We start from the raw sequence: 20,991 nt of genomic DNA, 5'->3' as shown, positions 1-20,991 counted from the left end.
GCGGAGATCGGACATCGCAGCGGGCGGGGGCCGGGGTGACGGGGCGACGGCCGGCCGGGAGGCACGACTACCGTCGTGCGCATGGGTCCCGGTTCCGACACGGTCGCGTCCGACGCGCTGCCGCATGCCCGCGAGGTCGAGGTCGTGATGCTCCTCGCCTCCCGGCGGCACCGCTACGAGGGACGTCCGGCCGACGGTTCCGCCCCTCCGCAGCCGGGGGAACGGGAACTCCGGGAACGGATCGACCTGCGGGCCGGGCTGGGCATCGTCGGCGACCGCTACTTCGCGGCCCGGGCGCACGTGCACGCGACCGTGACGGTGATCGGCGTCGAGGGACTCGAGCAGGTCGGCCGCGAGCTCGGCACGTCGATCGACCTGGCGGCGACCCGGCGGAACGTGTTCCTGCGGGGCGTCGACGTCGAGGCGCTGCGCGGCGAGCCGTTCTCGCTCGACACCGGCGACGGGCCCGTGCGCTTCCGCGGGTACCGGCCGGCGAACCCGTGCGCGTGGATGGACACGCAGGTGGCACCGGGGGCGTTCCGCGCGATGCGGGGACACGGCGGGGTGCGGTGTGACCCGGAGTCCGACGGCGTGCTCTCCCTCGGCGCGGCGGTGCTCCGCACGGCCCACCCCGTCCCGGACCCCTGACCGCGACGAGGCGGGCGCGACACGCAACGTGGACGGCACCGCGCAGCGGAACACCGCTGCGGGTGACCGCCCACGTCGCGCCCCGTGAGGGGTCAGACGAGCGCTGACTCGATCGCGTCGACGAAGGCCGGCAGGTCGTCCGGCGTGCGCGAGGTGATCACGGTGCCGTTCGTCGTGTCGACCTGGACCTCCTGGTCGACCCACTCGCCGCCGGCGTTGCGCACGTCGGTCTGCAGCGACGGGAACGACGTGATCGTGCGACCCGGCAGGACACCGGCCTCGACCAGGGTCCACGGGCCGTGGCAGATCGCCGCGACCGGCTTGCCCGCGTCGACGAAGGCCTTCACGAGCCCGACCGCGGTGCTGTCCTGGCGGATGGTGTCGGCGTTGATGGTGCCGCCCGGGACGACGAGCGCGTCGTAGTCGCCGGCGGAGACGCCGTCGTAGGTGGTGTCGGTGTCGACGCTCTTGCCCGGGTCCTTGTCGCCGACGAGGGTCTCGATCGAGCCGGACTCCTTCGCGGCCACGGTCACGGTGGCTCCACGCTCACGGAGCTGGTCGGTGGGGACGACGATCTCGTCCTGCTCCACGCCGTAGTTCGTCGCGATGACGAGGATCTTCTTGCCGTCGAGGGCTGCCATGGTCACTCCTTCCGCAGACCGGGGTCTCCGGCCGCGGACACCACGGTCGTCGCCGTCCGCTGGACGCGCTCGCAGTGCGCAGCCGACGTCCAGCGAGCGGTGCGCGGAGCGGACCGGAGGCTCAGCCGCGGATCCGGAACCCGTCGCCCTCCGGCGTGACCGTGATCCCGTCGTACCCCGTGATGCGCGGGAGGTCGGGGGCCACGTCGGCGGCGAGCACCCCGACGGCGACCGTCGTCGCGCCGGAGGCGACCGCAGCCTCCAGGCCGGCCGGCGCGTCCTCGAAGGCGAGGCAGTCCGTGGCGGCGAGCCCGAGCAGGGCGGCCCCGCGGAGGTAGCCGTCCGGGTGCGGCTTGCCGTGCTCGACGTCCGCGGCGGAGACGAACGCGTCCGGGACGGGCACGTCCGCGGCCCGCATCCGGTTCACGGCGAGGTCCCGCGGGGCGCTGGTGACGAGCGCCACCGGCACACCGGCGTCCTGCAGCCGTCGGACGAAGGCGCCGGCACCGGGGACCTCGACGATGCCGTCGGTGTTCTCGACCTCGTCGTTCACGAGTTCGAGCGCGACCCGGCGCTGCTCGTCCGGGGACAGGTCGGGCAGGAACCGCCGGATCGTGTCGATCGTCTGACGGCCGTGCGAGAAGGCGAGGATCGTCTGCGGGTCCAGGTCGTGGTCGGCGCCGAACCGTCCCCAGGCACCCTCGACGATCGCGGTCGAGTCGACGAGCGTCCCGTCCATGTCGAACAGGACCCCGGACACCACGACGTCGATCACGTGCCGACCCTACCGCCGGCCGTCCCCGTGAGGCCGGACGGCGACGGCGAAGACAAGCGCCGCCAGCAGGAGCGTGAGCGCTGCACTCCAGACGACGATCGGCGCCTCTCGGAGCGGCGGGAGGAGCCTGCCTGCGAGCATGACCAGAGCCGCTGCGATCGCGAGTACCGGTGGAACCATCCGTCGTGTCGTCTTCGTGGTGCGGGTCATCCCCGACTCGCCTTCCCCGCACAGAACGAGATCGTTCCACTGGTCACTGCGGACGCCGCGGTCAAGCAGGCGATGCAGCCGACACCAGCAGTCACGACACAGGCGGCCGAACAAGCGATCGACAGCGCGGTGATCGCCCATGCAGCAACACCGGCACCACTGAGGCACGACGAGAAGCGACTCCACCACGACGAGCCGACCACCGGCGCGGTCGCCTCCACGATCCGATCGATGCGGCGCGTGCCATCGACCCACGTTCGGAGGCGTCCGGAGTCTGCCGACCGAGGGATGAGCACCATCTCACTCCACCCGAGCACCGTGTTCCCTTCGACCACGGCGGACAGGTTGGACTGCGGGAGCACCCCGGCTGAAGACGCGAACGGGATCCTGAGTACCGTCCCCCCGGAGGTACGGAATGCCCTGGCGGCCTCGACGTCGAGTTGCAGACCGCTCGCAGATCGACCCGATCGCTCCGTCCACGTCCCGACCGCAGTCGAGGTGGCCTCCTCCGACAGCGGCTTCCACGTCTCGGCTTCCCGCACGATGTCCTGGAGGTCCTGCTCCACCGACGGTGCGTCGCTCATCGCACTCGGAGCGTTGGTCGCGGTCGAGACCGCGGCGCTCGTCGGAGATGTACCGACCGAGAGTGTGGCGCTGACGGCGAGCACCGTGGAAGCGGCAGTCAGGAGCATGAGACGGGGCGGAACACTGAACGGTGGCATGCACCGATCGTACTGAAATGATACATGTCAGACAACGATACTGAGCGATCGGTCCAGCCGCAAGCCGTCAGCGCGCCCGGACGTACCTCGTGAGCAGCACATCGCCCGCCCCGCGCAGCACGTGCGCCAACCGCATCCGCCGCAGCTCCGGGGACGAGCCGTGGACGATGCGTCCGCCGGCCCCGCCCTCGAGCGACGGGTCGATCGACAGGCACAACTCGTCGACCAGGTCCGCCGCGACGAGCGTGCCGAGGAAGGACGGACCGCCCTCGCAGTGGATGCGTGCGAGGCCGCGGTCGACGAGGGCAGCGCGGACGAGCACCGGGTCGACCGAGTCCTCGCCGCAGGACACGACGTCGGCCACGGCCTCGAGGGCCCGGCGGCGCTCGGGGTCGGCAGCGGACGACGTGAGCACGAGCGGCCGGACCGGGGCCTCGGTGAACACGCGGGACGCCGGGTCGAGGCCGAGCGACCCCGTGACGATCGCGAACACCGGGTGGTCTGCCGCCCCGCGCGCCCGGCGCCAGGCCACGTCCGGGTCGTGCAGGACCATCGGCCCGTAGCCCTCGTCGCGCACGGTGCCCGCGGCGACCAGGACGACGTCGGCCGCTCGCCGCAGCAGGTCGAACACGCGCAGGTCGTCGGGGCCGCCGAGGGAGCCGGACCTCCCCGCCGCCGTGGCGGAGCCGTCGAGCGAGCTGACGAAGTTGACGCGGAGCCAGCCCCCGTCCGCGGTGCCCTCGGCGCCGTCCGTGTAGGCGGCGAGCAGGTCGTCGTCGGACAGGTCGTCGACGAAGCCGGGCAGGTGGGTCACGTGTTGTGCCTCGCTTCCAGGGGTTCCCGCCAGCCGAGGACGGCCTCGACCATGCGCATCGCGTCGACGGCCTCGGGGACGTCGTGCATCCGGACGATCCGCGCGCCGAGCAGCGCGCTCATGGTCGCGGCGGCGAGGGACCCGGACAGCCGCTCACCGCGCGGTCTGCCGAGGGTCTCCCCGACGAAGTCCTTGTTCGACACCGCCGCGAGGACGGGGTAGCCGAGCGCGACCACCTCCGGCAGGCGCCGGGTCAGCTCGAGGGTGTGCACGGTGGTCTTGTTGAGGTCGTGCCCGGGGTCGATGACGATCCGCTCCTCGGGGATGCCCGCGGCGAGCGCCCGGTCGACCCGGAGTCGGAGGAACGCCGCGACCTCACCGGCGACGTCGGCGTACTGCGGCTTCGGGTACTCCTGCCGGGGTGCGGCGAGCGAGTGGGTGATGACGACGGTGGCGTCCGAGTCCGCGACGACCTCGGCCATCCGCGGGTCCGCCAGCCCGGTGGTGTCGTTCACGACGCTGGCACCGGCGGCGATCGCGGCGGCGGCGACCTCCGGCCGGAAGGTGTCGACGCTGATCGTGACGTCGGACTGCTGCGCGACCTGCGCGACGACGGGCACGACGCGGTCGATCTCGTCCGCCGCGGACAGTTCGGGTCCGGGCGCGAACTTCACGCCGCCGATGTCGACCCAGTCGGCGCCCTGCTCGGCCGCGGTGACGGCGGCCGCGACGGCACGGTCGAGCGCGAAGGTGCGGCCCTGGTCGTGGAAGGAGTCCGGGGTGCGGTTCACGATCGCCATGACGGCGATGCGGGAGTCGAAGTCGATCGTGCGGCGGCCGATGGTGCGGACCGGGGCGCGCAGCTCGGGGACGACCCAGCCGGAGGGTCCGGACGGGAGGCCCGACGCGGGTCCGAGGCGCATCAGGCGTCCGTCCCGCGGCCGGCATCGGCCGCAGCGGCCGTCCCGTTCCCGGTCCCCGCACCGATGAGCGCGATCGCCTCCGCACGGCCGGCGGCCTCGGACAGGATCCCGCTCGCCGCGACCGTCACGGTCGTGGAGCCCGTCTGCCGCTCGCCCCGGGTCGTCACGCACTGGTGCTGGGCGTCGAGGACGACGAGGACGCCGCGCGCCTCGAGGCCGTCCTGCACGGCGGCGACGACCTGCTCGCCGAGGCGCTCCTGCAGCTGCGGACGCGAGGCCAGGGCCTCCACCACCCGCGCGAGCGTCCCGAGGCCGATGAGCCGCTCCCCCGGCGCGTACGCCAGGTGCGCGGTCCCGAGGAACGGAAGCAGGTGGTGTTCGCACACCGACCGGAACCGGATGTCCCGCACGACCACCAGGTCGCCGCGCTCCCCGTCGTCGGCGGGCACCGTGCCATCCCGGGCGATCTGCGTCGCGTCGAGGTCGAGCCCGTGGAAGAACTCCGTGTAGGCGTCCGCGACCCGCTGCGGGGTGCGTTCGAGTCCTGGTCGGTCGGGGTCCTCGCCGATGCCCGCCAGCAACTCGCGCACGGCGGCCTCGACACGGGCACGGTCCATGCGCTGCGTCACCCGCTCATCCAACACCGGTCACGCGGTGCGGTCCTGACCGGAGAACGCGGTGACGTACCCCGTTCTCCAGGAACGGGCCTCCCGGCAGGACTACCATCCCGTCGCGACGTGCCCATCGGTGCGGCCGTCCTCTAAACTCCACCGGTGAGCGCCCCGCAGACATCCAGCCCGCCCCGGAACAGCGTCGCATCCGGTCTCGACCGCTTCTTCTCCATCACGAAGCGTGGATCGACCATCCCGCGCGAGGTCCGTGGCGGCGTCGTGTCCTTCGTGACGATGGCCTACATCGTCATCCTCAACCCGCTCATCCTGGGCGGCTTCAGTGCCGACCAGGCCGCCAAGGACGTCAGCGGCGGATGGCTCGAGAACGCTCAGGTGGCCGCGGCCACCGGCCTCGTCGCGGGCCTGATGACCATCGCGATGGGCGTCATCGCGAACCTGCCGTTCGGCATCGCGGCCGGTCTCGGGATCAACTCGTTCCTGGCCGTCAGCGTCGTGCAGCAGGTGACGTGGGCCGAGGCGATGGGCCTCGTCGTCATCAACGGCGTCATCATCGCGCTGCTGGCCCTGACCGGGATCCGGACGCTGATCTTCACGGCCGTGCCCGCACAGCTCAAGGCCGCGATCACCGTCGGCATCGGCCTGTTCATCGCGTTCATCGGGCTCGTCGACTCCGGGTTCGTGCGCTCGTCGGGGCTCGCGTCGCCGCCGCTGCAGCTCGGCGAGGACGGGTCCGTCGGGGCACTGCCGACCATCGTGTTCCTCATCGGTCTGGTCATCATCGGCACGCTGATGGCCCGCCGCGTCAAGGGCGCGCTGCTCATCGGCATCGTCGCGACGACCGTCATCGCCATCATCCTGCAGGCCGTGTTCCAGGTGCCGACGTCCGTCGAGTCGAAGACCGGCTGGAACCTCAACGCCCCGGGGCTGCCGAGCGCACTGTTCGCCCTGCCCGACCTGTCCCTCGTCGGCCAGTTCGACTTCGGCGCCTTCGCCCGGATCGGCCCGCTCGCCGCGTCGATGCTCGTCTTCACGCTCGTCTTCACGAACTTCTTCGACGCGATGGGCACGATGACCGGCCTGGCGAAGGCGGCGGGGGTCGCGGAGCAGGACGGGACGTTCCCGCGCCTCCGCGCCGCACTCGTCGTCGAGGGTGCCGGCGCGATCGCCGGCGGTGGTGCTTCGGTGTCGTCGAACACGGTGTTCATCGACTCCGCGTCCGGCATCGGCGAGGGCGCCCGCACCGGCATGGCGTCGGTCGTCACCGGCCTGCTGTTCCTGGCGTCGATGTTCCTCACGCCGCTGACCCAGGTCGTCCCGCTCGAAGTCGCCGCCGCCGGGCTCGTCGTCGTCGGTGCCCTCATGGTCGCCCAGGTCGCGGACATCGACTGGACGGACTTCGGGTCGGCGCTGCCGGCGTTCCTCACGATCGTCGTCATGCCGCTGACCTACTCGATCGCGAACGGCATCGGTGCCGGCTTCATCAGCTGGGTCCTCATCAAGGCGCTGTCCGGCAAGGGCCGCCAGGTCTCGTGGCTGCTGTACGTGGTCGCCGCCGGCTTCCTGCTCTACTTCGCGCGCGGTCCGCTGGAGTCGCTCCTCGGCGTCGGCTGAGGTCCGGCCGCGGCGCCGATCGGCTCGGCACGACAGGAACCGGCCCACACCACGGACGTCCGTGGTGTGGGCCGGTTCCTGTTGTGCGCTGTCGGTCCGCGCCGCGCCGATGACGCTGACGCCGCTCGGCCGGGAGGCGCGGATCAGTCCGGCAGGTCGGCCGGCGTGGCCTCGTGGTGGGGCAGGCCCGGCGTCCGCCGGTCCTCCTTCATGCTCGCCTCGAACAGGTGGCGCCTGCCGCCGACGAGCTGCTCACGCGCGGTCCGCTCGAGCTCCTTCGCGGTGGCGTAGTAGCCGTCGTCGTAGTCCTCCATGATCTGGAACGTCCACCGCCCGGCGATGACGTTCCGCCCGACGAGTTCGGTGTCGATCCGCTCGGCGAGCTCGGTGTGCCCGGCCTTCCGCAGCTGCTCGACCGCCTCGCCGATGTTCAGGTCGGCGGTGCCGGTCAGTCGGTGGAAGCCGTAGAGGAGTCCGCGTGCGTGTTCGATGACCTCGATCGCCGCGGAGAGGCTGCCGAGTGCCTCGACGGTCGCCTCGGACACCCCCTCGGGGACCTGGTGTGCGGAGTCGGGACCCTGCCCGTCGTCGTTCGTCATGCTGCTCGTCTACACGACCGCTCCTCGCGTCGTCCTGGGCGTGCTCCGGAGGACGAACGCGGCACGCCGGGGCGCTTGCAGCTGTCGGAGGGCCGACCTAGCATTCGAACACACGTTCGAACGAGGAGGCTCCTGATGATGATCGTCGACACCGCTGCCACCGTGTGGTGGACCGGCGGCGCGCCCGCCCGACTGGTGTGGCTGGGCCGGCGCTGGCGCGTCTCCGACGTCCCGACCCGGCTGACCACGACGCCGACCGACCTGCCCACCGCCATCACCCACGCACCCGAGCGCACCGCCGGATGGCGCTTCCAGGCGACGGCCGAGGACGGCGAGACCCTGGTGGTGGACATCATCCCGGACGCCGACGGGTGGAGCGTCGCCCGGACGTGGACGTGATCGTGGACGACCCGTCCGGCCCGCGCTACCGTCACCACATGACGAGGTGGGTGGCGCTCCTGCGCGGGGTGAACGTGAACGGGATCACCATCCGCAGCGCCGAGCTGGCCGAGCTCGTCCGCGGCCTCGGGCACACCGACGTCCGGACGGTCCTCGCGTCGGGGAACGTCCTCTTCACCGCGGACGACGCCGCCGACGCGGACGCGCTCCGGACGGCGGTGGAGCAAGCACTCCGCGATCGCTTCGGGTACGACGCTTGGATCGTCCTCGTCCCGCACGCCGCCGTGTCCGGGATCGTCGCGGGCTTCCCGTTCCCGTCTGCGGCGGACCGGCACGACTACGTCGTCTTCGGATCCGAGGACGCCGCGCTCGACGACCTGCTCGACGGCGTCACGGCGGACGGCGTCGATCAGGTCGCGCGCGGTGACGGCGTCGTCTACTGGTCGTGCCCGAAGGGGTCGAGCACCTCGACGCCCTTCGCGAAGCGCGCCGGGGCCGCCCGCTTCAAGCACACCACGACGACCCGGAACACGAACACGCTCCGCAAGCTCCTCTGAGGCAGACGGCGGCCCGCACTCGCGTCACTTCGTCTGGTTCGGGTGACGCGTGTGGACGTCGAGCAGGTGCACGACACGCTCCTCGGGGTCGACCACGAACCAGACCCGGGCTCCGCGCTTCAGTTCCAGCTGCCGACGGACCCACGACCGGCCGAGGTAGGCCACCGTCCCCAACGCACCACGCAGTGCGTGGCAGGTGAGGTCTTCGGTCAGCGGATCCGTTGCCAGCCGCTCCCATGCCGCGACGACGGCGTTCCGTTGCGTCGCGACGAGGTCTCGCCACCCTTGCTCCGCCGACCTCGTCGCGAGCACGATCGTGTACTCGTCCGTGCGGACCGGACGGGGCACCGCATTCCGTCGTGCCGGCACGACTCAGGGCTTCTCGACGACGACCGGTTCCTGGAGGAGCTCGGGCTCCGCGGCGGCCCAGCCGGCCGCGATCGCCTCGGCCGAGTTGCGCCACGCCTGCATCTCGAGCAGGAGCTTGCGGGGCTGCCGCAACGCGAACGAACCCCGGGCGACCTCGACGATCTCCCGCGCGAACTGTCGCTGGTCGTCACGGCTGAGCATGGCGATCCACGGGTACGGGATCGCGAGACGCTCGTGCAACGGCAGGTGTTCGTTCACCGTGACGGCGGCGATGAGCTCCGCGGCGATGTCGAGGACGGCATCGTCGTCGTCGGACCGCGCCTTGGTGGTGAGCACGAGCGGAGCGCCGTCGCGGCGCGTCACTTCGAGCGGCTCCTGCTCGGCCGCTGCGAAGACGTCCTTCGCGTGCCGGGACAGGTCCGACGACTGGATGATCCGCCGACGTCGTGGTGGAGCAAGGAGAGTCATGAAGACATTCTCTTCAGAACGTGTTCTGAACGCAAGGTCACGCCTGCGGCGGCTGCCCGTTGCTCGCCGTCGTGCCGCCGTCCACGGGCAGGACCGCGCCGGTGATGAACGACGCGTCGTCGCTCGCCAGGAACAGCACCGCCGCCGCGACCTCCTCCGACCGGCCCCCGCGACCGAGGGCGATCCGCTCGGCGAACGCGGCCTTGAGCTCCTCGTCCTCCGCCTGGGACGTCGTGAGGTCGGTCCAGATGAGTCCCGGCGCCACCGCGTTCACCCGCACGCCGTGCTGGCCGTTGTCGAGCGCTGCGGCCTTCGTGAAGTTCGTCACGCCGCCCTTCGCCGCGTTGTACGGGCTCATCCGCCAGTCGGCCGCCAACCCGGACACCGACGAGGTGTTCACGACGGAACCCTTCGTGTCCCGCAGGGCCGACAGGGCCGCCCGCGTGCCGTAGAACACGCTCGACAGATCCGTCTCGACGACCCGGCGCCACTCCTCGGGCGCGATCTCGGTGATGTCGCCCGACGTGAACGTGCCGGCGTTGTTCACGAGCACGTCGACGCGACCCCAGCGGTCGGTCGCCGCGTCCACGACGGTCGGCCATGCGTCCGGGTCGGCGACGTCCGCCTGCAGCCAGAGCGCCTGCTCGGTCGGCAGGGAGTCGGCGACGTCGCGGACCTTCTCCTCGACGCTGTCCACCAGGACGACGCCGGCGCCCTCGGCGACGAACGCCCGCGCGGTGGCCTCTCCGATGCCGGACCCCGCGCCCGTGACGATCGCGACCTTGCCCTCGAATCGCTTGCCCATGATGTGCTCCTCTCGCGACGGTCGTGCCCGGGGTGGGACGTCATCGGCCCGGAGGGGCACGGGAGACCACGCTGCCCGCCCCGGGCTGGACGGTGGTCCAGGCGGAAGCGGGCAGCGGGACGGGCGGAGGACAGGCCTCCCGACCGGTCAGGAGGTGACGTCGTCCTCCTCGTCGCGCTCCAGCGAGATCGTCGGGATGGAGGCGGTGATCACCGACCCGTCGGCACGGAGCGTGCCCTGGATGTCGCTGGTCGTCGGCGCGTGTCCGCTCATCCGCGGCCCCTGGTGCGGCAGCGGCACGACGGTCGGCTCGTCCGGACGGACCTGGATCGGGGCGTTGTGCACCCACGCGTCGAACCCGCCACCGGTCTCGACCGTGAACGTGAGCGCCTCCTGTGTCAGGTCGACACGGACCCGAGACCCGTTCACGGTGATCCGGAACGTCAGGCGCTCCCAGTCCGCCGGCAGCCGCGGGTTGAACGTGAGCCGGCCACCGTGGTCCCGCATGCCGCCGAAGCCGTTGACGAGCGCGCCCCAGATGCCGCCGGTGGACGCGATGTGCACGCCGTCGGTGGTGTTGCCGTGCAGGTCGGCGAGGTCGACGTAGAGCGCGGTCTGGAAGTACTGGTCGGCGAGCTCGTGGTAGCCGACCTCGGCGGCCATGATCGACTGCACGACGGCGGACAGGGTCGAGTCGCCCGTCGTGAGCGCGTCGTAGTAGTCGAAGTCACGGCGCTTCTCGGCGGGCGTGAACTCGTGGCCCTGCAGGAACAGCGCGAGCACGACGTCGGCCTGCTTGAGCACCTGGAACCGGTAGATCACCAGCGGGTGGTAGTGCAGGAGCAGCGGGCGCTTCGACTCGGGCGTGCGCTCGAGGTCCCACAGCTCCTTGTCGAGGAACTGGGCGTCCTGCGGGTGGATGCCGCGGTGCGGGTCGAAGGGGATCTCCATCGACTCGGCGGCGTGCTCCCAGTTGACGATCTCCTCGGCGTCGAGGCCGGTGCGACGGACCATGCGGGCGTACTCGTCCGGGTCGTCGACCGCGAGCTGCCGGCAGGCGTTCACCGCGGACCACAGGTTCGCCCGCGCCATGACGTTCGTGTACATGTTGTCGTCGACGACCGTCGTGTACTCGTCCGGGCCGGTGACGCCGTCGATGTGGAACTTCTGGTCGCCGTTCGAGCGCCAGAACCCGAGGTCCTCCCACAGCCGGGCGGTCTCGACGAGGATGTCGATCGCACCGCGCTTCAGGAAGTCGGTGTCCCCGGAGGCCCGCACGTACTGCATGAGGGCGTGGGCGATGTCCGCGTCGATGTGGTACTGCGCGGTGCCGGCCGCGTAGTAGGCGCTGGACTCCTCGCCGTTGATCGTCCGCCATGGGAACAGCGCGCCCCGCTGGTTCAGCTCGCGGGCCCGGGAGCGGGCGGCGTCGAGCATGTTGTAGCGGAAGCGGAGGGCGTTCCGGGCGACGATCGGCGCCGTGTACGACAGGAACGGCAGGACGTAGATCTCCATGTCCCAGAAGTAGTGCCCGCCGTAGCCGGAGCCGGTGACGCCCTTCGCCGCGATGCCGTGCCCGTCGGTGCGGGCCGTCGCCTGCGCGAGCTGGAACAGGTTCCAGCGGACGGCCTGCTGGATCTCCGGCTGGCCGGCGACCTCGACGTCGCTGCGGGCCCAGTAGTCGTCGAGCCACTTCCGCTGCTCGCCGAAGACCTGCTCGACGGACTCGTACTTCGCGCGGTCGAGCGTGCGGTCGCAGCGGTCCGCGAGTTCACGCGCCGGGACGCCGCGGGAGGTGTGGTAGACGATGCTCTTGACGAGCCGGATCGGCTGCCCGGCCTTCGCCTGCACCCGGTAGACGTGCTTGGCGAGGTCGTCCTCGATGCTCGAGGTCTCGTCCCAGGCGTTCTCGGTCTCGAGCCGGTGCTCGACGCCGACGCAGATCGTCATGCCGGAGCTCGACGCCTGGTAGCCGAGCAGGGCGCGGGAGCCCGCGTTCCGCTTCAGCCGCGGCTGGAGGACCCGGTCCGTGAACGACTCGGCCTTGCGCGGGTCGAACGCGGCGGCCGCGGCCTTCATGCCGGCGTGGTACTCGTCGGCGACGTCCTGACGGTTGAGCACCTGGCTCGACAGCAGCACCGACGCGTCGTGGTCGAGCATCGTGACCTCGTAGTCGATGACGGCGAGGTGCCGCTCGACGAAGGACACGAGGCGCCGGGAGCGGATGAGGACCCGCTTGCCGGACGGCGTCGACCACTCGGTCTCGCGCAGCAGGTAGCCGCCGCGGAAGTCGAGCCGGCGGCTGTGGCGGAGGATGTCCGCCTCGGACAGGACGAGCGGCTCGTCGTCGACGTACAGGCGGATGACCTTGGCGTCGGGGACGTTGATGATCGTCTGCCCGGTCTTCGCGAACCCGAAGGCGGTCTCCGCGTGCCGGATCGGCCACGTCTCGTGGAACCCGTTGATGTACGTGCCGTACTGGACGCCGCCGCGGCCCTCGTCGAAGTTGCCGCGGAGGCCGAGGTACCCGTTGCCGACCGCGAAGTTCGTCTCGTCGACGCCCTGCTCGTCGGCGTACTCGGTCTCGATCAGGGCCCACTCGTCGACCGGGTACCGGACGCGGTCGAGGGGGTCTTCGGTGATGGGGTTCATGCGGTCTTCCGGGGGTCGACGGGAGGCAGGTCGGCAGCGGGCGCGTCGGGGCCCGCACCGCGCAGGTCGGCAGCGGGCGCGTCGGTGCCCGCCCCGCGCAGGTCGGGCAGCAGGTCGGCGAGGTCGGACACGACGACGTCGGCGCCGTGCTCGCGGAGGGCGTCGGCCCCGGCGCCGCGGTCCACCCCGACCACCAGGCCGAAGGCACCGTTCCGGCCGGCTTCGACACCGCTCGTCGCGTCCTCGACCACGACGCACTCCGCCGCGGTCAGTCCGAAGCGGGTCGCCGCGTCGAGGTACGTGTCGGGGGCGGGCTTGCCGGCGAGCCCGTCCGCGCGCGCGACGGCGCCGTCGACGATCACGTCGAAGCCGTCGATGATGCCCGCGGTGCGGAGCACGTGCTTCGCGTTCGCGGAACTCGACACCACGGCGACCTCGTAGCCGGCGGCGATCGCTGCGGTGAGGAAGCGCACCGACCCCGGGTACGCGGCCACGCCGTGCTCCTCGAGCTCCGCGGTGAACTCGGCGTTCTTCCGGTTGCCGAGCCCGCAGACGGTGTCCAGGGTGGGGTCGTCCGCCGGGGTGCCCTCGGGCAGGTCGATCCCGCGGTCGTGCAGGAGCGAGCGGACCCCGTCGTACCGCGGCTTGCCGTCGATGAACGCGAAGTAGTCCTGCTCCGTGTACGGCGCGACCCCGTGTGCGGCGAGGTACGGCGTGAAGAGGCGGCTCCAGGCACGCATGTGCACCTCGGCCGTCGGCGTGAGCACACCGTCGAGGTCGAAGAGGAGCGCCCGCTGGTCCGCGAGGCGAGCAGGGGTTCGCCGATCCGACGACGTCATGGGGCAGACCTTCCAGGGAGCGGTGTCGAACACGAGTGCTGCGCGTCCCACTCTAGGACCGGCACGCGGCGCTGTCCTCCAGCGGTGGCCGATGCCCACGGGTACCGGTCCGGTCCGCACAACGCGGACCTGTGGACGCGTCCAGCGACTGGCAGAGACGCTCGCGCTCATGACATCCGACACCACCGCACGGCCGCAGGACGGGACCGGCTCGAAGCTGAAGCAGGCGATCACCGGTCCCCTGCTGTTCCTGTTCATCCTCGGCGACGTCCTCGGCGCGGGCATCTACGCCCTCATGGGGACGCTCTCGAAGGACGTCGGCGGTGCGCTGTGGGCCCCGCTCGTGCTCGCACTGCTCCTGGCCCTGCTCACCGCGGGCTCGTACGCCGAGCTCGTCACGAAGTACCCGAAGGCCGGTGGCGCCGCGGTGTTCGCCGAGCGTGCCTACAAGGTGCCGCTGGTGTCGTTCCTGGTCGGGTTCTCGATGCTCGCCGCCGGTGTGACGAGCGCGGCTGGGCTCTCCCTCGCGTTCGCCGGCGACTACCTCGGCACGTTCATCGACGTCCCGCCCGTGCCCGCCGCGATCGTGTTCCTCGCCCTCGTCGCCTGCCTGAACGCCCGCGGCATCTCGGACTCACTCCGCAGCAACGTCGTGATGACGATCATCGAGCTCTCCGGCCTGGTCATCGTCATCGTGTCGGTCGCCCTGATGATGGGCGGTGGCGGCGGTGACGTCTCCCGCGTCGGGGCCTTCCCGGCGGAGGCGAACCCGGCACTCGCGACCCTCAGCGCCGCGATCGTCGCCTACTACTCGTTCGTCGGCTTCGAGACCTCCGCCAACGTCGCCGAGGAGGTCCGCGAGCCGGCCAAGGTCTACCCCCGTGCGCTGTTCGGCTCCCTCGCCACCGCCGGCGTCGTCTACGTGCTCGTCGCGCTCGCCAGCTCGATCGCGTTGCCCGCGTCGGAGCTGTCCGACTCGAGCGGCCCGCTCCTGGCGGTCGTCGCCGCGACCGGCGTCGGCATCCCGGACGTGGTCTTCAGCCTCATCGCCCTGGTGGCGGTCGCGAACGGTGCCCTGCTCACCATGATCATGGCGAGCCGCGTCACCTACGGCATGGCCGAACAGCGTCTGCTGCCCAGCCTGCTCGGCAAGGTGCTCCCGAAGCGGAAGACGCCGTGGACCGCGATCATCGCCACCACCGTGGTCGCGATGGCGCTCACCCTCGTCGGGGACGTCGGCACGCTCGCCGAGACCGTCGTGCTCCTGCTGCTCTTCGTCTTCATCAGCACGAACGTCGCGGTCCTCGTGCTCCGCAAGGACAAGGTGGAGCACGAGCACTTCCGGGTGTGGACCTTCGTCCCCGTGCTCGGCGTCGCGTCCTGCATCCTGCTGCTCACGCAGCAGAGCGGACAGGTCTGGCTGTACGCGGCGATCCTGCTGGCCGTCGGCGTGGTGCTGTACTTCATCGCCCGCGCGACGCGTGGCCGCGACCGGACCGCCTCGGGCACGGACGCCCGCTGACGGAGCCGGGACGGGCCTCCCGGCCGACCGCCGGGAGGCCCGCCCCGCGTCGGCCGTGCCCCCTCGGTCCGTCCAGTGGTCACGTCGCGCACCCGCCGGTCAGCGGAGGTCGCGGACCCAGCTCTCGACGGCGGCGGTGATCGCACGGCCGGACTCGCGGCGGGGGACCGTCGCGGGGAGGTCGCCGGGCTGGGCGCCGTAGGCCCCGAAGGCGGCGTGGTCCGCGCCGGCGATCTCGGTCATCGTCGCGCTGGCCGGGAGCAGGTCGCGGGCGGCAGCCACGTCCTCGGGCGTCGACAGGCCGTCCCGCGAGCCGGAGACGCTGAGCACGTCGAGGTCGCTGTCCGAGCGGTCGTCCGCGCAGTAGCTGCCGAGCAGGAGGAGCCCGGCGACGTCCCGGTCCTCCGCGAGCTGGCACGCCCGCACGCCCCCGAGTGAGTGCCCGCCGACCGCCCACGTCCGGACGTCGGGCGCGTGCGCCTCGAACCGGGTGAGCGGGCGCCGGTCGAAGAACGCGAGGTTGAGCGTCGGCTTCGTGATGACGACCGTCGTGCCGTCCGCGACCACCTGCCGGAACGTCGCCATGTAGGCGTAGGGGTCGACCCTCGCACCGGGCACGAACACGATCCCGACGCCGTCCGCGATGCCCGTCGGGGTCATCACGACGGCGTCGCGCGCGTCCCGCACGGAGACACGGTCGTCCCGCCAGACCGTGAGGGCGGCCGACCGGGTGCCCTGCAGGACGATGTGCGCCCAGACGAGGAACACCAGCACGAGCACGAGCAGGACGGCGAGGACCCACGAGACGATCCGGAGGAGCCGTCGCCTCCGGGTCGGACCTCGGCGGTCGGAGCGGGGAGCGGTGCTCATGGCCCGACCGTACCGAGGGCACCCGTGCTGCCGCTGCCGGGCCGGATCAGCGCGGGGACCGCCGGTGCCCGGGGCGTCAGTCGTCGGTGTCGACGGTGTTCGTGACGACCTTCCCGCTGCCGGCGTCGATGCGGATGTTGTGCGTCGTGCCGGAGCCGTCGAGGACGTCGCCCTCCCAGACCACCGTGCCGGCGTGGTCGTCGAGGCCGAGCTCGGTGACCGTGCCGCGGACGGTCTTCGTCAGGGTCGACGCCGCCTGGGCGACCGACAGGTCCGCGGCGCCGACGAACCGCTCGTTCTCCGCGACGTCGTCCGCATCGGCGGTCTCCTCGGTCGGGCCGGCGGTGGTGCGCTCACCGTCGGCGTCGACGTGGACCTCCTGCTCGGCACCGTCGGAGGTGACGACGATGACCTCCCACGAGGTCCCGCCGGCCTCCTGCTCGACCGAGGTCACCGTCCCGGAGCCGACGGCCTTGCGCGCGGTGGCCGCCGCGGCGACGAGGGCGTCCTCCCCGGGCGCGGCGGCGGCGTCGGTGGTCGTGTCGTCGTCGCCGGTCGCGCCCTCGGTGGCGGAGACGGACGGGGCGGAGGCCGCCGGGGCTGCGACGTCGTCGCGGTCGTCGTCGTCGGTGGCGCACCCGGCGAGCGCCAGCGCTCCGACGAGCGGGAGGGCGGTGACGAGGGCGATGCGGCGGGCGGTGGTCTTCTTCGTGGTCTGCATGGTGTCAGCCTGCCGAGCGGGCACTGAAGCAGACCTGAAGCGACCTGGGGCGACGCCGCACCAGCCGGCGACCGGGCACCGGGCGCGACTCAGTCCCGCAGGAGTGGCAGCCGCACGGTGAACCGCGCTCCCCCGTCGGGCGCGGCCGACACCGCGACGGACCCGCCGTGCCCGCGGACCACGGCGTCGACGATCGCGAGTCCCAGCCCGGAGCCCCCGGCGTCCCGCGCCCGGCCCTCGTCGAGCCGCACGAACCGCTCGAACACGCGCGTCCGGTCGCCCTCGGGGATCCCGCGCCCGTCGTCGTCCACGGTGAGCACCGCATCGCCCGCGACGCTCCCGAGCGCGACGGTCACCGCCCGGTCCGCGTGCCGGACGGCGTTGTCCACGAGGTTCCGCACGACCCGTCCGAGCAGCCGGTCGTCGCCGCGGACCCGGGCCGGTGCGACCCCGGACACGTCGACGTGCACGCTCGCCCGCGGCCGCGACGCCTCCGCGAACACGAGGTCGTCGAGGTCGACGGCACGGTCCCGGTCACGTCCGCGTTCGTCCAGGCGGGTGAGCAGGAGCAGCGACTCGACGAGCTCCTGCAGACGGGCGCCCTCGTCGAGCACGACGTCGGCCAGGTCAGCGGTGTCGGTGACCTCGGGGTGCGCCCGTGCGACCTCGGCGTGCTGGCGGATCGTCGCGAGCGGGGAGCGGAGTTCGTGCGAGGCGTCGGAGACGAACCGCCGCTGGGCCTGCTGGGACGCCTCGAGCCGGCCGAGCATGCGGTTCATGGTCACGGCGAGCCGGTCGACCTCGTCCCCGGAGCCCGGTTCGTCGATCCGGGCGTGCAGGTTCGCCCCCTCGACGTCGTCGACCTCGCGGCGCATGCGGTCGACCGGACGGAGCGCACGGCCGACGACGAACCAGGTCACGAGCGACATGAGCGCCACGACGACCGGGACGGCGACGACCAGCAGCACGGTCACCGTCTGCACGGCGGCGTCGGCGTCCTCGAGCGGGGCGCCGACGACGAGGACGCCGCCGGTGCCGTCCGGCAGGTCGACGTCGTCGGCGACGAGCAGCCACCGTTCACCGTCGTGCCGGTACCGGGACTCCTCGTCGGTGGCGAGCGGCCGGCCGGGGCTGTCCTCCGCCCGCGCCAGCACGCGGCCGTCGTCGTCCTGCAGCTGCGCGAGCACGTCGTCGTCCTCCGCCGTCACCGCACCGGCTCCGTCCGCCTCCACCCGGGTGGCGAGGCCGTCGAGCGTCTGCTCCGCCGACGACCGGACGCCGTCGGACAGCGAGGTCCGCAGGACCCCGACGAACGCGACCGCCCCGATGACGAGGGCGACGAGGACGACGAGGGCCGCGCCTCCCGTCGCACGCGCGCGGATGGAACGAGGGCGACGGGACGGACGCGACCGGTCAACCACCGTCGGCGGCGAGACGGTACCCGGCCCCGCGGACGGTCTCGATCGCCGACCGGCCGAAGGGCCGGTCGACCGTGCGGCGGAGGTGCCCGACGTAGACCTCGACGATGTTCGGGTCCCCCGTGAAGTCGTCGTCCCAGACGTTCGCGATGACGTCCCGCTTCGACAGCACCTGCCCGGGGTGCCGCATGAGGTACTCGAGGACGGTGAACTCCCGGCTCGTCAGGTCGAGCAACGTCTCGCCGCGCCAGACACGACGCTCCGCCGGGTCGAGCCGCAGGTTGCCGGCCTGGAGGACCGTGGGGCGTTCCCGGGATCCGCGCCGGACGAGCGCACGGAGGCGTGCGACGAGCACCGGGAACGAGAACGGCTTCGTCACGTAGTCGTCGGCGCCGGCGTCGAGGGCGTCGACCTGGTCCCACTCGCCGTCCTTCGCGGTCAGCATGAGCACCGGGGTCCAGTCCTGCTCGGCGCGGAGGGTCTCGCAGACCTTCCAGCCGCTCATGCCCGGCATCATCAGGTCGAGGACGATGGCGTCGTACGGGTTCTCGCGGGCGTACCAGAGCCCGTCGACCCCGTCGTGGGCGACGTCGACGGCGAACCCCTCGGCCTGCAGGCCCTTCCGGATGCCGTCGGCGAGCCGCACCTCGTCGTCGACCACCAGCACGCGCATCGTCCGAGCATGGCGGCGCGGCCTGAACCGGCGCTGAAGCCGGGCCGCGCCGGGGTCCCTCGGACACTCACCAGACAGCCCGCATCAGCGGTTGAGCGACCACGTCTGCATGCCCTGCATGACGAGCGCGACCCCTACCGTCATGCCGACGGCGCTGAGGGCCATGGCGACGGCCGGGCTCCACCGCGCCCGACGTCGACGGGACGACCAGGCGGCGGTCGCGAACAGGACGAGCATCACCGGCAGGGTCGTCAGCTGGAGCATGCCCCACAGCCCGTGGATGTGCTCGAGCTGGTCCGGGGAGGTACCGGCGACGGCGGCCGGCATCAGGCCGCCGAGCGGGACGTCCCGTGTTGCGGCCCGTTGGGCGACGAGGCACAGTCCCGCGATCCACAGCACGACGCCGATGCTGGTCAGGACTGCCAGGAGACGAGCACCCTCTCGTGACGGGCGCGGTACCCGCTCGGCGATCTCCCGCTGCGCTCTGGACGGCCGAGCCGTCCAGCGTTCCCAGTCGTCGTCCTGCCCCCACGCGTCCCACCCTGAAGTCATGCCCTCACGCTAGGGAGCAGGCGAGGCGGTGACATCGGCCGAACGGCGGTGCCCGGTCATCCGAGCGGGTGAGTCGGCCACGACCAGCCGGCTGCTGCGACACCCCCGTGTCCCCGTGACGCCCTGTTCTCCTCGAGACGCCTCCGGATACCGCGGCGTCTCGCCAGCACAGCGGCGTCTCGGAGGAGGAACGGCGTCTCGGGGGAAGCAACGTGGGCGACATCGCGCAACGGGATCCCGGTGCGTGGTGTCGCCCACGTGAAGTGTTGCGAGGGGACTACGCGGCGTCGATCGCGGCGCGGATCTCGGCGGCGGCCGCGCCGACGTCCGAGGCGCTGTAGATCGCGCTGCCGGCCACGGCCACGCGAGCGCCGGCGGCCTTGACGGAGGCGACGGACGACGCCTTCACGCCACCGGCGATCGAGAACGGCACACCCGAGGCCTTGCCCTCGTCGAGGAGCGTGTCGAAGGTGAAGCCCTCCTCGGCCTGCTCGTCGAGGCCGGCGTGCACCTCGACGAACTCGACGCCGAGCGCGGTCACCTCGCGGGCACGAGCGGCCTTGTCGGGCACGCCGATCAGGTCGACGACGATGCCCTTGCCGTGCTTCTCCGCGGCGGCGACCGCACCGACGATCGTGCTGTCCCCGGCGACGCCGAGCACGGTGACGAGGTCGGCCCCGGCCTGGAACGCCATGTCGGCCTCGAGCTCGCCGGCGTCCATCGTCTTGAGGTCGGCGAACACGATCTTGTCCGGGTGCGCCTCCTTCATCGCGGTGATCGCGGCGACGCCGGCGCTCTTCACGAGCGGGGTGCCGAGCTCGAGGATGTCGACGTGCGGGGCTGCCTGGGCGGCGAGCTCGAGCGCGGTCTCGGTGGACAGGGTGTCGATGGCGAACTGCAGCTGCATGCTGGTGCTTCCTTCTTCCGTGGGGGTCATTCGAGGTTGGCGTGCCGCGGCCAGAGGTCGTCGGCGGAGTGTCCGCTGCGCTGCCAGAGCGCGTGGAACAGCGCGTCGCCGAGCAGGACGACGCCCTGCTCGAACAGGCTGCCCGCGTACTGCGCCGATGCGGTGCCGGAGCGGTCGGTCTTCGTCGCGGCCGGCAGGACGAGGGTGACCTCGGCCAGCTCGGAGAGCGGCGACGAGGCCGTGGTCGACACGGCGACCACCTGCGCGCCGACGTCCACCGCGGTCCGTGCGGCCTGCACGATGCTGCCGGTGGTGCCCGAGCCGCTCGCGGTGAGCAGGACGTCGCCCGACTCGATCGCGGGGGTCGTCACCTCGCCGACGACGTGGACGTCGAGCCCGAGGTGCATGAGGCGCATCGCGGTCATGCGCAGCGCGAGCCCGGACCGTCCGGCACCGTGCACGAAGACGCGCTCGGCGCCGTCGAGCAGGTCGAGGGCGCGTGCAGCGGGCTCCGGGTCGCTCTCCCCGACCGCGTCGACGAGGTCGTCGAGTTCGTGGCTGACGAGGTCGAGCGCGGCGGTGAGGGTCTGTTCGGACATGTCCCGAGCCTGCGCCTGACGGGAGTGGTGCGCCGCTACCCGACACGGCGGGCTTCCCGTCCGAA

Annotated in this window: 25 protein-coding genes; 5 read left to right on the top strand and 20 right to left on the bottom strand. The window is 72.1% G+C overall.

Annotated elements, in window-relative coordinates; all coding sequences use genetic code 11:
• Nucleotides 1-81 precede the first annotated feature (81 nt).
• Nucleotides 82-648, top strand: coding sequence for a molybdenum cofactor biosysynthesis protein (locus tag DEJ32_RS03860; protein ID WP_110889314.1), 567 nt, complete (start codon nt 82-84; stop codon nt 646-648).
• Nucleotides 649-740: 92 nt separating this feature from the next.
• On the opposite strand, the gene DEJ32_RS03855 is transcribed toward DEJ32_RS03860, so the two are convergent.
• The 7 genes from DEJ32_RS03855 to folE form a co-directional block, all read right to left on the bottom strand.
• Entirely contained in the window at nt 741-1,289 is a 549-nt protein-coding gene (locus DEJ32_RS03855; RefSeq protein WP_110824298.1) for a type 1 glutamine amidotransferase domain-containing protein, read from the bottom strand.
• 121 nt (nt 1,290-1,410) lie between these two features.
• Nucleotides 1,411-2,064, bottom strand: a complete 654-nt coding sequence (locus tag DEJ32_RS03850; protein ID WP_110889315.1) for an HAD-IA family hydrolase — start codon at nt 2,062-2,064, stop codon at nt 1,411-1,413.
• Nucleotides 2,065-2,073: 9 nt separating this feature from the next.
• On the bottom strand, nt 2,074-2,274 hold the full coding sequence (locus tag DEJ32_RS15960; protein ID WP_110910547.1) for a hypothetical protein: 201 nt from the start codon (nt 2,272-2,274) through the stop codon (nt 2,074-2,076).
• On the bottom strand, nt 2,271-2,858 hold the full coding sequence (locus DEJ32_RS03845; RefSeq protein WP_146234071.1) for a hypothetical protein: 588 nt from the start codon (nt 2,856-2,858) through the stop codon (nt 2,271-2,273). The genes DEJ32_RS15960 and DEJ32_RS03845 overlap by 4 nt, the downstream gene beginning before the upstream one ends.
• A 205-nt stretch (nt 2,859-3,063) precedes the next feature.
• On the bottom strand, nt 3,064-3,810 hold the full coding sequence (locus DEJ32_RS03840; RefSeq protein ID WP_110900378.1) for a pyrimidine reductase family protein: 747 nt from the start codon (nt 3,808-3,810) through the stop codon (nt 3,064-3,066).
• The gene (folP, locus tag DEJ32_RS03835) at nt 3,807-4,733 is read right to left on the bottom strand and encodes a dihydropteroate synthase (protein ID WP_110889318.1); all 927 of its coding nucleotides are present in this window, start codon (nt 4,731-4,733) and stop codon (nt 3,807-3,809) included. Before folP ends, DEJ32_RS03840 begins: the two co-directional genes overlap by 4 nt.
• Complete coding sequence (gene folE, locus DEJ32_RS03830; RefSeq protein WP_110900464.1) at nt 4,733-5,350, bottom strand: GTP cyclohydrolase I FolE; 618 nt, start codon at nt 5,348-5,350, stop codon at nt 4,733-4,735. Before folE ends, folP begins: the two co-directional genes overlap by 1 nt.
• A gap of 156 nt (nt 5,351-5,506) precedes the next feature.
• Here folE and DEJ32_RS03825 point away from each other — a divergent pair, with 156 nt between their 5' ends.
• Nucleotides 5,507-6,976, top strand: coding sequence for an NCS2 family permease (locus DEJ32_RS03825; RefSeq protein ID WP_110900377.1), 1,470 nt, complete (start codon nt 5,507-5,509; stop codon nt 6,974-6,976).
• A gap of 143 nt (nt 6,977-7,119) precedes the next feature.
• On the opposite strand, the gene DEJ32_RS03820 is transcribed toward DEJ32_RS03825, so the two are convergent.
• The gene (locus DEJ32_RS03820) at nt 7,120-7,575 is read right to left on the bottom strand and encodes a hypothetical protein (RefSeq protein WP_110824304.1); all 456 of its coding nucleotides are present in this window, start codon (nt 7,573-7,575) and stop codon (nt 7,120-7,122) included.
• 135 nt (nt 7,576-7,710) lie between these two features.
• Here DEJ32_RS03820 and DEJ32_RS03815 point away from each other — a divergent pair, with 135 nt between their 5' ends.
• Together DEJ32_RS03815 and DEJ32_RS03810 are read left to right on the top strand one after the other, a co-directional pair.
• The gene (locus tag DEJ32_RS03815; RefSeq protein WP_110900376.1) at nt 7,711-7,974 is read left to right on the top strand and encodes a hypothetical protein; all 264 of its coding nucleotides are present in this window, start codon (nt 7,711-7,713) and stop codon (nt 7,972-7,974) included.
• Between the two features lie 38 nt (nt 7,975-8,012).
• Nucleotides 8,013-8,531: a DUF1697 domain-containing protein gene (locus DEJ32_RS03810; RefSeq protein WP_110900463.1), complete on the top strand. Its 519-nt coding sequence runs from the start codon at nt 8,013-8,015 to the stop codon at nt 8,529-8,531.
• A 24-nt stretch (nt 8,532-8,555) separates the two neighbouring features.
• Here DEJ32_RS03810 and DEJ32_RS03805 read toward each other — a convergent pair whose 3' ends face one another.
• The 5 genes from DEJ32_RS03805 to DEJ32_RS03785 all read right to left on the bottom strand — a co-directional run bounded on the left by DEJ32_RS03805 (nt 8,556) and on the right by DEJ32_RS03785 (nt 13,664).
• Nucleotides 8,556-8,879, bottom strand: coding sequence for a hypothetical protein (locus DEJ32_RS03805; protein WP_110900375.1), 324 nt, complete (start codon nt 8,877-8,879; stop codon nt 8,556-8,558).
• 24 nt (nt 8,880-8,903) lie between these two features.
• The gene (locus tag DEJ32_RS03800; RefSeq protein WP_110900374.1) at nt 8,904-9,368 is read right to left on the bottom strand and encodes a prevent-host-death protein; all 465 of its coding nucleotides are present in this window, start codon (nt 9,366-9,368) and stop codon (nt 8,904-8,906) included.
• Nucleotides 9,369-9,405: 37 nt separating this feature from the next.
• Nucleotides 9,406-10,173 (bottom strand): SDR family NAD(P)-dependent oxidoreductase, encoded by a 768-nt coding sequence (locus DEJ32_RS03795; protein ID WP_110900373.1) that lies wholly within the window; start codon nt 10,171-10,173, stop codon nt 9,406-9,408.
• 147 nt (nt 10,174-10,320) lie between these two features.
• On the bottom strand, nt 10,321-12,825 hold the full coding sequence (locus DEJ32_RS03790; RefSeq protein ID WP_110900372.1) for a glycoside hydrolase family 65 protein: 2,505 nt from the start codon (nt 12,823-12,825) through the stop codon (nt 10,321-10,323).
• Complete coding sequence (locus DEJ32_RS03785) at nt 12,822-13,664, bottom strand: HAD family phosphatase (RefSeq protein ID WP_110900371.1); 843 nt, start codon at nt 13,662-13,664, stop codon at nt 12,822-12,824. The genes DEJ32_RS03790 and DEJ32_RS03785 overlap by 4 nt, the downstream gene beginning before the upstream one ends.
• 169 nt (nt 13,665-13,833) lie before the next feature.
• On the opposite strand from DEJ32_RS03785, the gene DEJ32_RS03780 reads away from it, so the two are divergent.
• Entirely contained in the window at nt 13,834-15,186 is a 1,353-nt protein-coding gene (locus tag DEJ32_RS03780; protein ID WP_110824308.1) for an APC family permease, read from the top strand.
• Nucleotides 15,187-15,285: 99 nt separating this feature from the next.
• Here DEJ32_RS03780 and DEJ32_RS03775 read toward each other — a convergent pair whose 3' ends face one another.
• The 7 genes from DEJ32_RS03775 to hxlB all read right to left on the bottom strand — a co-directional run bounded on the left by DEJ32_RS03775 (nt 15,286) and on the right by hxlB (nt 20,926).
• Nucleotides 15,286-16,056 carry an alpha/beta hydrolase gene (locus tag DEJ32_RS03775; RefSeq protein ID WP_110900370.1) on the bottom strand — a complete coding sequence of 257 codons (771 nt, stop codon included), beginning with the start codon at nt 16,054-16,056 and terminating at the stop codon, nt 15,286-15,288.
• Between the two features lie 76 nt (nt 16,057-16,132).
• Nucleotides 16,133-16,777, bottom strand: a complete 645-nt coding sequence (locus DEJ32_RS03770; protein WP_110900369.1) for a PepSY domain-containing protein — start codon at nt 16,775-16,777, stop codon at nt 16,133-16,135.
• An 89-nt stretch (nt 16,778-16,866) separates the two neighbouring features.
• Nucleotides 16,867-18,198 (bottom strand): HAMP domain-containing sensor histidine kinase, encoded by a 1,332-nt coding sequence (locus DEJ32_RS03765; protein WP_258368887.1) that lies wholly within the window; start codon nt 18,196-18,198, stop codon nt 16,867-16,869.
• Nucleotides 18,191-18,868: a response regulator transcription factor gene (locus tag DEJ32_RS03760; RefSeq protein WP_110900368.1), complete on the bottom strand. Its 678-nt coding sequence runs from the start codon at nt 18,866-18,868 to the stop codon at nt 18,191-18,193. Before DEJ32_RS03760 ends, DEJ32_RS03765 begins: the two co-directional genes overlap by 8 nt.
• An 84-nt stretch (nt 18,869-18,952) precedes the next feature.
• A complete protein-coding gene (locus tag DEJ32_RS03755) occupies nt 18,953-19,420 on the bottom strand; it encodes a hypothetical protein (protein WP_146234070.1) in 468 nt (155 codons plus the stop codon).
• Nucleotides 19,421-19,697: 277 nt separating this feature from the next.
• Entirely contained in the window at nt 19,698-20,327 is a 630-nt protein-coding gene (hxlA, locus tag DEJ32_RS03750) for a 3-hexulose-6-phosphate synthase (RefSeq protein WP_110824313.1), read from the bottom strand.
• A gap of 26 nt (nt 20,328-20,353) precedes the next feature.
• Nucleotides 20,354-20,926 (bottom strand): 6-phospho-3-hexuloisomerase, encoded by a 573-nt coding sequence (gene hxlB, locus DEJ32_RS03745; RefSeq protein ID WP_110900367.1) that lies wholly within the window; start codon nt 20,924-20,926, stop codon nt 20,354-20,356.
• Nucleotides 20,927-20,991: the final 65 nt, after the last annotated feature.

Source organism: Curtobacterium sp. MCPF17_046 (assembly GCF_003224295.1).
GTDB lineage: Bacteria > Actinomycetota > Actinomycetes > Actinomycetales > Microbacteriaceae > Curtobacterium.
The sequence above is the reverse complement of the archived record's forward strand: the minus strand, read 5'-3'. Positions and strand labels throughout refer to the sequence as shown.